The organism is Alkalihalobacillus deserti (genome assembly GCF_020734105.1).
Taxonomy (GTDB): Bacteria; Bacillota; Bacilli; order Bacillales; family Bacillaceae_D; genus Halalkalibacter; species Halalkalibacter deserti.
In genome coordinates this window covers 45,708-58,560 of sequence record NZ_JAJAFR010000008.1, presented here as the reverse complement: position 1 = coordinate 58,560, position 12,853 = coordinate 45,708, and the positions used below count along the sequence as shown (strand labels likewise).

Genomic DNA, 12,853 nt, shown 5'->3' with positions numbered 1-12,853 from the left:
GAGTGAGAGAATTCCATGGGTATTCTTCAAGATTTATTAAAAGATATTCCTTTGCCTAAGATGGCAAAAGTGAAACAGCATTTTGATGATCGTAAAATTGAAAACATTGATGAGGTTTTAAACGAAAAGTTACAACGACAAGAGATAGCTCAGAAAATAAAGCCTGGCATGGAAATTGCGATTGCAGTAGGAAGTCGGGGAATGGATCGTCTTGTAGAGATTACAGCATTAACCGTACAAAATTTAAAAGAATTAGGGGCCAAACCTTTTATCGTACCGAGTATGGGAAGCCACGGCGGTGCTACGGCTGAAGGGCAGCGTGAAGTACTAGCACACCTCGGAGTAACCGAAGAAAGTGTGAAAGCAGAGATTCGCTCTTCTATGGAAGTATTAAAGCTTGGAGAATTACCAAACGGTCTCCCCGTATATATTGACAAATATGCATCACAAGCAGATGGAATTGTTGTGATTAATCGGATTAAACCTCATACTGCTTTTCGCGGTCCAGTAGAAAGTGGAATTATGAAGATGATCAGCATTGGCCTAGGAAAGCAAAAAGGTGCTGAAGCCTGTCATCAATTAGGGTTTAAGTATATGGCGGAAAATGTACCGGCGATGGCAAATATGATGATGGAAAAGACACCTATTCTGTTCGGTGTAGCTACTTTAGAAAATGCATTTGATAAAGTAGCTAGAATTGAAGTGCTTGCAGCAGAAGAAATAGAAGAAAAAGAACCGGAATTGCAAGCGTTAGCGAAGGAATTCCTGCCTAAGTTATTCTTTGAACAATTGGATGTACTAGTAATTAATGAAATTGGGAAAAATATCAGTGGAGATGGAATGGATCCTAATATAACAGGACGTTACCCGACACCTTACGCTCATGGTGGCCCTGATGTCAATAAGATGGTAGTGCTTGATTTAACACATGAGACAGAAGGAAATGCAAATGGTGTTGGAACAGCTGATTTCACGACACAACGCCTTGTAGATAAGATGAACAGGGAATTCACTTATGCTAATGGTTTAACCTCAACTGTTGTAGCACCAACCAAAATTGCTACAACGCTAGCAAATGATAAAGAGGCCATTCAAGCAGCGATAAAAACATGCAATATTTTAGATTTTACAAAAGTGAAAATGGTTCGTATCAAGAACACTTTGGAAATAGGTGAAATAGAAGTTTCAGAAGCGCTGCTTGAACAAATAGCACAACATCCGCAAATGGAGCAGGGCACAGACTTTTATGAACTTCAATTTAATGAGTTTGGAAACTTAAAATAAAGCTTACAAAAATATATTGACTGGAGTGGAAGTAATGGGGAATTTATTTGATCTAACAGGTAAAACAGCTGTAGCTATTGGTGGAAATAGTGTATTAGGAGGTTCGATAGCAAAGGGTTTAGCAGAACATGGTGCGAAAGTAGCTATTCTTGGTCGTAATTTAGAAAAAGCTAATAAAGTTGTTCAGGAAATTGAAGAGAATGGTGGTAAAGCTAAAGCTTTTGAGGCAGATGTTAGTTCACGTGACTCTTTAGAGGAAGCAGCAGACGCGATTGAACAGTGGTCTGGTGGCTGGGATATCGTTTTAAATGCCCCAGGGAAAAATAGTGCCACACCATTCTTTGATCTTGATATGGAAGAATGGGATGATATCATGGATGTGAACTTGAAAGGAATTGTCGTTACATGCCAGATCTTTGCAAAGAAAATGATTGAGCAAGAGAGAAAAGGCAGTATCATTAATATTTCATCGGTTTCTTCAACAACGCCATTATCAAAAGTATTTACTTATTCAGTATCAAAAGCAGGAGTAAATAGTCTAACTCAGTATCTTGCAAGAGAATTTGCTCCACACGGAATTCGTGTAAATGCCATTATTCCAGGCTTCTTCCCAGCAGAGCAAAATCGTAAAATTTTGAGCGAAGAAAGAATTGCTTCCATTATGAATCATACCCCAATGGACCGTTTTGGTGAACCAGAAGAATTACAAGGAGCAGCTGTCTGGCTTTCTTCAGATAAAGCATCAAGTTTTGTAACTGGAGCTTTGATTAGAGTAGACGGTGGATTTGGTAGCATGACTATCTAATTGGCTCGGAACAAAAGGTCTTTTAGAGTTGAGCATTCAATACACTATAGAGAGACTCAATAGAATGCTTTTGCTACATGTTTTAGAAGGGAGAGGACAATGGTTAACAAAAAATATCAGAAGTTAGTATCCATTCTCCAAGAAATGAATTCGGTTGTTGTCGCTTTTTCAGGAGGGGTCGATAGTACATTCTTATTAAAAGTGGCGGTCGAAACATTAGGAAAAGATCGCGTGCTTGCTGTCACAGCCGACTCAGAAACGTACCCGTCTAGTGAGTTACTAGAAGCAAAAGAATTAGCAGAAAAAATCGGAGTTCATCACCAAGTGATCGAAACTTCTGAATTGGCTATACCAGGCTATACAGACAATGATAAGAATCGGTGTTACTTTTGCAAAAACAGTTTATTTGAACTTTTAATCCCGATTATGGAAGAAAAAGGTTTCAAAAATGTTATTTATGGGGTCATCGCCGATGATATGAATGAACATCGTCCTGGAATGAAGGCTGCGAAGGAAAGAGGAGTTCGTGGTCCTTTGCAAGAAGCCGATTTATTTAAAGAGGAAATTAGAGAGCTTTCTAAGCAATTTGACTTACCGACGTGGAATAAGCCTTCTTTTGCATGTTTATCTTCTAGAATTGCCTATGGGGAGAAGATTACAAAAGAAAAGTTAACAAAAGTTGACAAAGCGGAAGCGTATTTAAAAACGCTTCATATTCGTCAAGTGCGCGTTCGAACACATCAGGAAGTGGCTAGGATAGAGGTCGAACCAAATGATATGGAAATTGTCCTTCGGAATCATGAATTGATAGCAAATGAACTTCAAATGTATGGATTTCAATATATCACACTAGATTTAATTGGCTATCAAAGTGGTAGCATGAATAAGGTTCTTACATAAGAGGGCACAAGTAGAAACAGGCTTTGAGCTCTTTCAAAGTCTGTTTCTATTTTGGAGAACAGGAGATTTCTTTGCCTTTTTTAAAATTTTAAAATATTTTAAAGAGCAAAAAGGAAGATGCAGGATGTCAAAAGAGTTAGTGATCGGCCTTGATATTGGAACAACGAGTGCTAAGGCGGTTGTTTTTAATTTAAGTGGAAATGTCATCGCTGAATCAGAAGAGATGATTACATCGTATTATCCTCAAACAGGTTGGGTCGAACAAGATCCGAATGAGATCGAACGTTTATCCGTACAAGCTGTGCGTAACGCCGTTGAAAAAGCAAACGTTCAAGAGGGTGAACTATTAACAGTTGGAATTTCTTCCGCGATGCATTCTCTTATATGTGTGGATGAACAGGGACAACCTTTATCGAATGCTGTTATTTGGGCTGATGGAAGAAGCAGTGATCAAGCGGAGGAATTGATGAAAACCGCAGGCATGAAGTTTTACGAAAAAACAGGCATGCCGGTTCATCCAATGTCTCCATTCATTAAGCTTCTTTGGATGAAAGAAACAAAATATGAGCCATATCAAAAAGCGGCTTACTTCATGTCAATAAAGGAATTTGTTATTCAGAAATGGTTTGGTCAAAGAATCGTTGATTATTCGATGGCGTCTGCAACCGGACTCTTTAACCGCCATACATTCCAATGGGATGAAGATGCATTAGCGCTTGCTGATATTCACAAGGATCAACTTTCAAAGATTGTTCCTCCGACAGAGATCATCAAGGAAATCAAACATGACATTTCAGAAGCAATGGGTATATCCAATCAACTTCCGTTCGTATTAGGTTCAGCTGACGGACAGTTGGCGAACCTGGGAATTGGGGCAATTTTACCTGGCGAAGTGGCTGTGACGGCTGGAACAAGTGGAGCCATTCGACAGTTTACCAAAAAGGCTCAAGTTGATAAGAAGCATGAGACATTTTGTTATGCCTTTACAGAAGATTACTCGATTATTGGAGGGCCAACAAATAACGGAGGAATTGCTCTTCAATGGTTAAAGGAACTGTTAAATTACCAAGGGAGTTTTGATGAACTTACAAAAGAAGCAGATCGAGTTTCTCCAGGGGCAGAAGGGATGCTTTTTCATCCGTATGTAAATGGTGAAAGAGCACCATTATGGAATCAAAGTGCTAAAGGGAATTTTTACGGGGTAACGATCACTCATAAAAAGGAACATTTCGTTCGAGCGGTATTAGAAGGAATTACTTTTAATCTATATCAGATTGGAAAAGCATTAGAACGAGTAGCGGGCGAACCTGAGAAGCTGTATGTTAATGGTGGGTTATCAAGGTCTCCATTGTGGCTTCAGATGCTGGCTGATGTTTTTGGAAAAGAAGTGTATGTTCCTGAAAGTCATCACAGTGCCGCGTGGGGAGCTGCTTGGACGGCATTAGTTTCCATTGGCAAAGTGGCCTCCTTTGAGGACATTAAAAAGAACGTACCGATGGGCGAAGTGGTAAAACCAAATGCGGAAAATCACAAGATCTATTTGAGTGTGTATGAAAAGTACGAGAAACTAGCGCATGATTTAGCTAGGTATTTTTAAATCCTTCTAACAAATGATACATTAAGAAGTAACCATTAATCAGTAAGGTGAGTGTTAACGATGTTAGAAGAGATCTTAGAGCAAGTCCAAAAAGGAGACTTAAGTGTTTCTGAAGCGAAAAAAAAGTTAGCAACATACGAAGACTTAGGGTTTGCTAAAGTGGATCACCATCGCAAGAAGAGACAAGGTTTTTCAGAAATTGTCTTTGGAGAAGGAAAGTCTACTGAACAAATCATCTCTATTATTAAAGCATTACGGGAAAAAAACAATAATGTGCTCGTTACACGTATTTCAAAAGATAAAGCTGAACAAGTCATTCAAGCGTGTCCGGAATTCATTTATCATGAAATCGCACAGATTCTTTTATGGAAGAATAAAGCGAATGTAGTTGATGTGCAAGGATACATAAGTATCATTTGTGCGGGTACATCTGATTTAAGAGTAGCAGAAGAAGCAGCCATTACAGCCGAAGCATTAGGTTGTAACGTTCATCGTATTTACGATGTAGGCGTGGCTGGCATTCATCGGTTGTTCGATCATTATGAAGAAATTCAACAAGCAACCGTCTCAGTGGTAGTGGCTGGAATGGAAGGTGCGCTTCCAAGTGTGATAGGCGGGCTTGTTTCCCATCCAGTTATTGCCGTACCAACAAGTGTTGGATACGGGGCTAATTTTCATGGTTTATCGGCATTACTTACGATGTTAAATTCATGTGCCTCTGGAATTAGTGTTGTCAATATTGATAATGGTTTCGGTGGAGCATACAGCGCCGCATTAATTTATCAGTTAGCACAAAAAGGGGCTAAAAGCGAATGAAGATACTTTATTTGGACTGCTTCTCAGGGATAAGTGGCGATATGATGATTGGAGCTCTACTTGATGCAGGAGCGGATCCATTCAAATTAGAAGCGGAACTAACTAAGCTGCATATCACTGAAGAGTATAAGTTGAAGTGGACGAAAGTTGTGAAGAACGGAATCACAAGTACCAAATTCGACGTACTATTAAACAATGAAGAACTCGGACACAGTCATGCTCATGGACATAGCCATGACGACGAGCACAGTCATACTCATGGACATAGCCATGACGACGAGCACAGTCATGCTCATGAACATAGCCATGACCACGAGGACAGTCATGCCCATGAACATAGCCATGATCACGGACATAGTCATGCTCATGGGCATCATCACCGTTCTTATAAAGATATTGTGAAGCTCATTGAAGCAGCTGGTTTTTCTGATCGCGTGAAAGATACATCGCTAAATATATTCAGGAAAATTGGAGAAGCAGAAGGGCATATTCACAACTTGCCTTTAGAAGACGTTCATTTCCATGAAGTCGGTGCAGTGGATTCCATTATCGATATTGTAGGAGCAGCGATCCTACTAGACCAGCTGGAAATTGACGTAATTAGGTCTTCTCCCATTCCAGTTGGAAACGGGAAGATTCGTATTGATCATGGTGTTTACCCAGTACCAGCACCTGCTACATTAGAAATGTTAAAAGGGGTTCCGATTGCACAAAGCGAATTGAAAGCTGAATTGACAACTCCAACGGGCGCAGCAATTGTTGTGGTATTAGCTGAAGAGTTCTGTGCTTTCCCAGCTATGAAGATAAAACAGGTGGGTTACGGGGCAGGGACAAAAAGCTTTAGAGATCATCCTAATGTCCTTCGCGTCATTATTGGTGAATAAGTAGTCAATTAAACGAGAGGGGTTAAAAGATGCACTCTAATCTCCCGCCCGATCACCAACATATTGATGATCAAATGGTCAAAATGGAAGTAAACCTTGACGATATTTCGGGTGAATGGCTTGGGTACGTCATGGATTTGCTGTTTGATTATGGGGCAAATGACGTTTTTTATACACCCATTTATATGAAAAAAAATAGACCAGCTATTTTACTTCAATTGCTTTGTTCTTATACCGCTATTCCGAAAATGGAGGAAATTCTTTTTAAAGAAACGACTACTCTCGGAGTACGTTATTTTCCATTAACGGTACATCGATTAGAAAGGCAGTTTAAAACGGTGTCCACCGAGTGGGGGCCAGTCTCCGTTAAAGAAGGTATTTATGGTGGACAAGTTGTACAAAAGTCACCAGAGTTTGACGATTGTAAGAGTATTGCGAATCTTCATAAAATCCCTTTAAAGAAAGTGTATGAACAGGTTTGGAAAAAAATTGATAGCGACCGGTCATGATGAAGCTGGAAGCCAATCAATTCCCTGTAAGGATGAAACAACGGAACCTACTTTTGTTTACTATTAAGGGAACATTCTGAAACAAGACAACTAGAAAATGAGTGGTAGGAGAGAGGTTCTTATGAAAATTGGAATTATTAATATAGAATCAGGCTATTCAATTATGAATCTATTAACTTATGATATTGTGAGAGAACTCATTCATAATCATCATGAGGTATATTCGATTGAAGAGAAGACAAATGTGAAACAATTCCTTGAAGAAGATTTAGTTACATGGCGATCATATGGTGGGAATTTATTACGTTGTTATTCCGATAAAGATCCTTATCAATTAAGCTCAAGTGACTTATCTATCTTTGATACACTTATTGTTATGGGTGGAGAGAATGGACATAGATTCTTTCAGCATGTAACGAATCAGTTTAAAATAAAATCATTATTTATTCCTGTATCAATCTATAACGAGATGACTGAATCGAAACAATCACTTGGGTATGATTCTGCTCTTAATGCGATTATAGAGGATGTTTTTAAAATTGAAGATACGATCTCCTCGTGCCGGTACGAGCAGTTTCGTCTTTTTGGGATTCAGGTTCCCGGAATTGAAGGCAGTTTACTAGCAAGGGATGTTGCTGATGCAATGGGAGGCTTACTTCGTTATTGGGATGTGGAGACCACTGAAGACTTATCCCTATTAGTAGATAAAAAAATAAAATCAGGGAATAATCACTCTTTTATCATTTTTGATGAACGGGTTAAGCTTTCAATGGTTGAAAAGAAATTACAACCTGTTTTAGCGGATGTTTCTTGGAAAGTTAGCAAATTTGATGAAGCACAATGCATGGGAGCGTCACCGACGGCAAGTGATCGTATTCTTGCTAAGAAGATAGCTAGCGGAGTGATTAGCTGGGTTGAATCTAGTGAGGATGCAGGAATGTTAACACTAGAAGATAATAAGGCGAGCTTTAAAGATTGTAATCTTAGTTTAGAAAAAAATTAAAAGAGAAAAAGGAGTGTTTTTACATGAATACAGTTATAAATGAAAAACAACTTGATCAATTAGCCATTAATACGATTAGAACATTATCAATTGATGGGATCGAAAAAGCAAATTCAGGTCACCCTGGATTGCCAATGGGAGCAGCTCCAATGGCATATACGTTATGGGCTAGAGAGATGAATCATAATCCAGCTAACCCGAATTGGTTTAATCGAGATCGCTTTGTCTTATCCGCTGGACACGGATCAATGTTATTATACAGCATGTTACACCTATTTGGTTATGACGTAACAATGGATGATTTAAAAAGCTTTCGTCAATGGGGAAGTAGAACACCAGGGCATCCTGAGCTCGGCCATACTCCTGGTGTAGAAGCGACAACAGGACCTTTAGGACAAGGTGTTGCAATGGCTGTAGGGATGGCAATGGCTGAAAGACATCTTGCAGAAACGTACAATAAAGAGGGGTTTAACCTTGTCGATCATTATACGTATGGTCTTTGTGGCGATGGTGATTTAATGGAAGGCGTTTCTGCTGAAGCAGCTTCACTTGCCGGTCACCTGAAACTTGGACGTCTCATTGTAATGTATGATTCAAATGATATTTCATTAGATGGAGACTTGAATTTATCGTTCTCTGAAAGTGTAGAAGATAGATTCAAGGCTTATAATTGGCAAGTGATTCGTGTTGAAGATGGGAACGATATAGACGCGATTCAAAAGGCTTTACAAGAAGCAAAGGCAGATTTAGATCGTCCGACGTTAATTGAAGTAAAAACTGTCATTGGTTATGGATCTCCGAATAAGTCAGGTAAGTCCGCTTCTCATGGTGCCCCACTTGGAGAGGAAGAAATTAAATTAACAAAAAATGCATATGAATGGTCTTACGAAGAAGCCTTTTTTGTACCGGAAGAAGCAGCTAATCATTTTCAAGAATTTGCAAAAATCGGTCAACAAAAAGAAGAAGGATGGAACGAGCTTTTTGAAAGCTATAAGAAAACACACCCAGAATTAGCTACACAATTTGAAAAGGCACTCGCAGGCAAGCTCCCTGAAAATTGGCAAGAAGCATTACCAACCTTTGAAGACGGTGGTTCATTAGCAACTCGTGCGTCATCAGGTAAAACGCTTAATGCAGCTGCAAACGTGATTCCACAATTAATTGGTGGTTCTGCTGACTTAGCAGGATCTAATAAAACACTTATTACGTCAGAAAAGAACTTCGGTTTAGATGGTTTTGCAGCACGTAATGTCTGGTTTGGTGTACGTGAATTTGCGATGGGTGCGGCGATCAACGGAATGGCGATTCATGGCGGAATCAAAGTATTTGGTGCGACATTCTTTGTATTTTCTGACTATTTACGCCCTGCCATTCGTTTGGCTGCGTTAATGAAGCTACCTGTCACATATGTGTTTACACACGATAGCATTGCAGTTGGGGAAGATGGACCAACACATGAGCCAGTTGAACAGTTAGCATCATTACGTGCAATGCCTGGATTGTGTACAATCCGACCGGCTGATGCGAAAGAAACCGTTGCAGCATGGCGTTTAGCGATTGAAAGTACAGATACACCAACTGCCCTTATTTTAACTCGTCAAGACTTACCGACATTAGATGTTGAACAAGAAACAGTATATGAAGGCGTTAAAAAAGGTGGATACATCGTCTCAGAAGCAAAAGGGAACGTTAGTGGTTTATTGCTTGCTTCAGGTTCTGAAGTATCTCTAGCTCTTGCTGCACAAAAAGAACTAGAGCAAGAAAATATTTTCGTATCGATTGTAAGTATGCCAAGTTGGGATCGTTTTGAGAAACAATCTGCTGAATATAAAGAAGAAATCTTACCTAAAAACGTAAAAGCTCGTGTTGGAATTGAAATGGGATCTTCAATTGGTTGGAGTAAATATGTAGGTGATGCGGGAGCTGTCATTGCGATCGACCAATTTGGGGCGTCTGCGCCAGCAAGTGTTTTGCTTAAGGAATATGGTTTTTCTGTTGAGAATGTGGTAAGAACCTTTAAAGAGGTACTTGCTCATTAAAAATAGTTAGGAAAGCTAAAAGGAAGTCTCTATAGACTTCCTTTTAGCTTTCCATTTGAAACTTTTATAAAATGATTCTAGAGGAAGGCAGAGAATATGTTAATAGGATCCTACTCTGATGCTCTGAATCTATGAGTTCAGATGAAGGAACAGGAAGAGAACTACAATCGAATAAGGAGAGTTAATTCTATCGATTGGTTCTGAACCAGACACGGGCTTCGATCCTACTACAGGTTGGGGTCGTTATGGTTCCCCGTTATTTTAAAGTACATTGCTTAAGCGTGATAATGAATTATCAATTACGTATGATTTAGCAACAAACTATGAAATAAGTAGTGATGGCTTAGTTTGGACAGTCATGATTCGAGATGAAGAACTGGTTGATAGAAATTAATTGGTTTTAATAAGGTCAATGGAGTGGTCAAAATACAATTAACAGGCTCATAAGTATGAGCCTGTTAATATAAAAGTACAAGTCCGTCTATGGCATAATTTTACGCCTAACGTAATTTATCAGTCTGAATGTCGTCGTTTTAGAAATTAATTAGATTAAATAGCTTCTTTGTTTTTCTGATCTTTGATCTCCGCAATAGCTGTTTGAATTTCTTCCATTTCCTTATCATCTAGTTTATAAAACTTCATTGCAATTATAGAACAAATGTAACCAAACATTGGAACACCAAACTTTAGCAATAATGCCATCACAAGCAAAGATGTCGTCAACGTATCCCCAACTTGTGGAAGTTCATCACGGAAACCAATAAACGCTACTGCAAAACCAACAAGTGCTGGCGCTAATGATGAGATAAATTTGTCAACAAATGAGAAGATCGTAGCGATCATCCCCGGAATATATCGACCTGTTTTATAAGTTTCATAGTCAGAAACATCGGCAATCATCGGAATAACCATGTTTCCAGTTAACGCTTGGAATCCCATTCCTAAACTGTATACGATTAAAAATACAACCGTTACTAATCCAATATTCGTTAAGGAGATTGTTGATGTATCAATCATTAACAAGTAAACAATCGTTACAGTAAATAAGAGTAAAGCTGCCCAAGTACCCATAACAAAAGCACGTTTCATGCCAATTTTTCTTGCTTTTCCAATTCCAAAAAATGTAATAAGTAACATTGGTGCTAATGTAATTAACCCAATCGTACCACTTAATGCATAATCACCTAGCATGATACCGAAAAACATAACTCCAACTGCAGCTTGCCTAGTCATTGATGCTGCTAATTTATCAGAAGAAGCGGCGATAACTAGCATTTGTAACGGACGATTGCCTTTTAATACTGGCCAATAATCACGGAATCTCGTTTTAACATTATTATCGGCTAGTCCATAGTATTCTTTTCGATCTTTTGGCTTAATAGCAATAACAGCTAAAATTGTGAATATTGCAGAAATAATAATTGCATAATATTTCAATTCCGAAAATAATGCTTCTGAGAAGCCGCCATGCTTAGCAACAAGAACTGAGGCAATAAATATTTGACCGAGTGTAAACAGGATACTGTTATACGTAGCGTCAAAAATCGAGAATATTGGTCGTTGCTTTGGATCATTTGTTAATACGGTTTGTGCCGCTCTTGTACATGCTGTTTGAAACGTATAGCCAATAATATGAATGGCGTAAATCGCTATGAAGAAGAGCAACTGTAGTGAGTCCGGAAGCATGTGTGTAAATGTAAACATTATAAAAGTGGTCACTGCTAAAATAATATTACCTATAACCATTAGCGGCCCAAATTTACCGAACTTCGACTCGGTTTTATCAATGACAAAACCAATGATCGGATCGGTAATCCCATCAAAAAAGCGCATCAATGTTATAATCATACTTACAACAACGACTGTTAATCCAGCAACTCCTGTCGCATAGTAAGAAACAAAAAACATAACAAAGAAATAAATGTTTGTAGCAGTGTTATTTAATGCGAATAACCCTATTTGCCATAGCTTCGCCGTATGGTACTTCTCTTGGTTATTTACTGATAATGTTGACATTTCATTTCCCCCTAAATTCGTTTTTTAAAACGCTCACATCAGTTTGTTGACCAAACAAATTATTTATGTTTTCACTTTAAATGAAAGCGCTTAAATTAACAAGTGTTTTTTAAAAAAATTCTTTAGTTGGAGACCTCATATTATTCGACCTATGCACCTCTTCTAATAGAATCTTAGCTTCTTCTATTCGACATTGTTTGATCTTTAGTTCATAAAATGGTTGATAAGATGATTAATAGCGAAACTGGTAAAGGAAAACATTATTTTATCAAGGTAGCTGTTCACAATGAACTTTATTGACAATGTAATGAGTGGGAAAGTTGATTCTATATATGCATTGATATCTGCAGTAATGATTTTAAATTTTCATTCTCATTCATTTAGTACATTAATAAATCGTTGAACACCGAAATGAGGGAGGAAACAAGTATGGTTCAACCTAATTGGGAATACTCAATCTACAATGGATATATTTTTCAAACGTTACATAAGGAAAAAAACTAGTAAATCTTTGTTGCTAGTAAGTCGATGCAGCAGATAGAAAAGTTCACGTTTGACTTTAGCTTGCTGTATTACTTCATATATAAATGCAGATAGAAAAGACATCATTTCTATTTTTTCCTACCATCCAAAGTTAGCTAAAGTTGTCCAAATTTTTTAATACCTTTTAACCTTGGAGATGGAATAATAGGCTTCATGACAAAATGATGATCGGATCTAAAGCTTTGCTATGATTGAGGGAAATATTGCTATTATATTGGAATTTGGACGGATATCAATCCTAATTTCAATGAACTTTATGTAAAGCTGTTGAAAATTAGTAAAAATAATTTTTGAAAAAAGATTGATAAATTAAGCATTTACATATATTCTATTAGTAATAAGTTTGTTTCGCAAACAAATTAATAAAGTAGTACTAAAGTAAGTTAAAGGAGATGGTCTAATTATATCACTTAATGAAAGCGTTTCAGTAATGATCTCTAATCATATGTCTCGTTGA

Annotated in this window: 10 protein-coding genes and 1 pseudogene; 10 read left to right on the top strand and 1 reads right to left on the bottom strand. The window is 38.1% G+C overall.

The annotated features are described in order from the left end of the window. The first annotated feature begins 15 nt into the window (after positions 1-15). From LDX58_RS15620 to LDX58_RS15580, 10 genes and pseudogenes are all read left to right on the top strand, one after another. The gene (locus tag LDX58_RS15620) at positions 16-1,284 is read left to right on the top strand and encodes a nickel pincer cofactor-dependent isomerase, group 22 (RefSeq protein WP_227937752.1); all 1,269 of its coding nucleotides are present in this window, start codon (positions 16-18) and stop codon (positions 1,282-1,284) included. Between the two features lie 34 nt (positions 1,285-1,318). Then, positions 1,319-2,089: an SDR family oxidoreductase gene (locus LDX58_RS15615; RefSeq protein WP_227937751.1), complete on the top strand. Its 771-nt coding sequence runs from the start codon at positions 1,319-1,321 to the stop codon at positions 2,087-2,089. Between the two features lie 99 nt (positions 2,090-2,188). Continuing rightward, positions 2,189-2,989 (top strand): ATP-dependent sacrificial sulfur transferase LarE, encoded by an 801-nt coding sequence (gene larE, locus LDX58_RS15610; RefSeq protein ID WP_227937750.1) that lies wholly within the window; start codon positions 2,189-2,191, stop codon positions 2,987-2,989. A 124-nt stretch (positions 2,990-3,113) separates the two neighbouring features. Further along, on the top strand, positions 3,114-4,586 hold the full coding sequence (locus tag LDX58_RS15605) for a gluconokinase (protein ID WP_227937749.1): 1,473 nt from the start codon (positions 3,114-3,116) through the stop codon (positions 4,584-4,586). Between the two features lie 60 nt (positions 4,587-4,646). After that, positions 4,647-5,402 carry a nickel pincer cofactor biosynthesis protein LarB gene (gene larB / locus LDX58_RS15600; protein ID WP_227937748.1) on the top strand — a complete coding sequence of 252 codons (756 nt, stop codon included), beginning with the start codon at positions 4,647-4,649 and terminating at the stop codon, positions 5,400-5,402. After that, positions 5,399-6,286 (top strand): nickel pincer cofactor biosynthesis protein LarC, encoded by an 888-nt coding sequence (gene larC / locus LDX58_RS26050; protein ID WP_265416716.1) that lies wholly within the window; start codon positions 5,399-5,401, stop codon positions 6,284-6,286. Before larB ends, larC begins: the two co-directional genes overlap by 4 nt. 29 nt (positions 6,287-6,315) lie before the next feature. Next, positions 6,316-6,795 (top strand): nickel pincer cofactor biosynthesis protein LarC2, encoded by a 480-nt coding sequence (gene larC2 / locus LDX58_RS26045; RefSeq protein ID WP_265416715.1) that lies wholly within the window; start codon positions 6,316-6,318, stop codon positions 6,793-6,795. A 121-nt stretch (positions 6,796-6,916) separates the two neighbouring features. Beyond that, positions 6,917-7,798 carry a 6-phosphofructokinase gene (locus LDX58_RS15590; protein WP_227937747.1) on the top strand — a complete coding sequence of 294 codons (882 nt, stop codon included), beginning with the start codon at positions 6,917-6,919 and terminating at the stop codon, positions 7,796-7,798. Positions 7,799-7,821: 23 nt separating this feature from the next. Continuing rightward, positions 7,822-9,837, top strand: a complete 2,016-nt coding sequence (gene tkt / locus LDX58_RS15585; protein ID WP_227937746.1) for a transketolase — start codon at positions 7,822-7,824, stop codon at positions 9,835-9,837. A gap of 178 nt (positions 9,838-10,015) precedes the next feature. Further along, positions 10,016-10,210: pseudogene (locus tag LDX58_RS15580) on the top strand (ABC transporter substrate-binding protein); the annotation flags it as partial. A 176-nt stretch (positions 10,211-10,386) separates the two neighbouring features. On the opposite strand, the gene LDX58_RS15575 reads toward LDX58_RS15580, so the two are convergent. Next, complete coding sequence (locus LDX58_RS15575) at positions 10,387-11,853, bottom strand: MFS transporter (protein WP_227937745.1); 1,467 nt, start codon at positions 11,851-11,853, stop codon at positions 10,387-10,389. Positions 11,854-12,853: the final 1,000 nt, after the last annotated feature.

Coding starts and splice junctions, on each gene's coding strand:
- LDX58_RS15605 (WP_227937749.1), top strand. CDS start 3,114: ATGTCAAAAGAGTTAGTGATCGGCCTTGATATTGGAACAACGAGTGCT.
- LDX58_RS15620 (WP_227937752.1), top strand. CDS start 16: ATGGGTATTCTTCAAGATTTATTAAAAGATATTCCTTTGCCTAAGATG.
- larE (WP_227937750.1), top strand. CDS start 2,189: ATGGTTAACAAAAAATATCAGAAGTTAGTATCCATTCTCCAAGAAATG.
- LDX58_RS15590 (WP_227937747.1), top strand. CDS start 6,917: ATGAAAATTGGAATTATTAATATAGAATCAGGCTATTCAATTATGAAT.
- LDX58_RS15575 (WP_227937745.1), bottom strand. CDS start 11,853: ATGTCAACATTATCAGTAAATAACCAAGAGAAGTACCATACGGCGAAG.
- larC2 (WP_265416715.1), top strand. CDS start 6,316: ATGCACTCTAATCTCCCGCCCGATCACCAACATATTGATGATCAAATG.
- LDX58_RS15615 (WP_227937751.1), top strand. CDS start 1,319: ATGGGGAATTTATTTGATCTAACAGGTAAAACAGCTGTAGCTATTGGT.
- larC (WP_265416716.1), top strand. CDS start 5,399: ATGAAGATACTTTATTTGGACTGCTTCTCAGGGATAAGTGGCGATATG.
- tkt (WP_227937746.1), top strand. CDS start 7,822: ATGAATACAGTTATAAATGAAAAACAACTTGATCAATTAGCCATTAAT.
- larB (WP_227937748.1), top strand. CDS start 4,647: ATGTTAGAAGAGATCTTAGAGCAAGTCCAAAAAGGAGACTTAAGTGTT.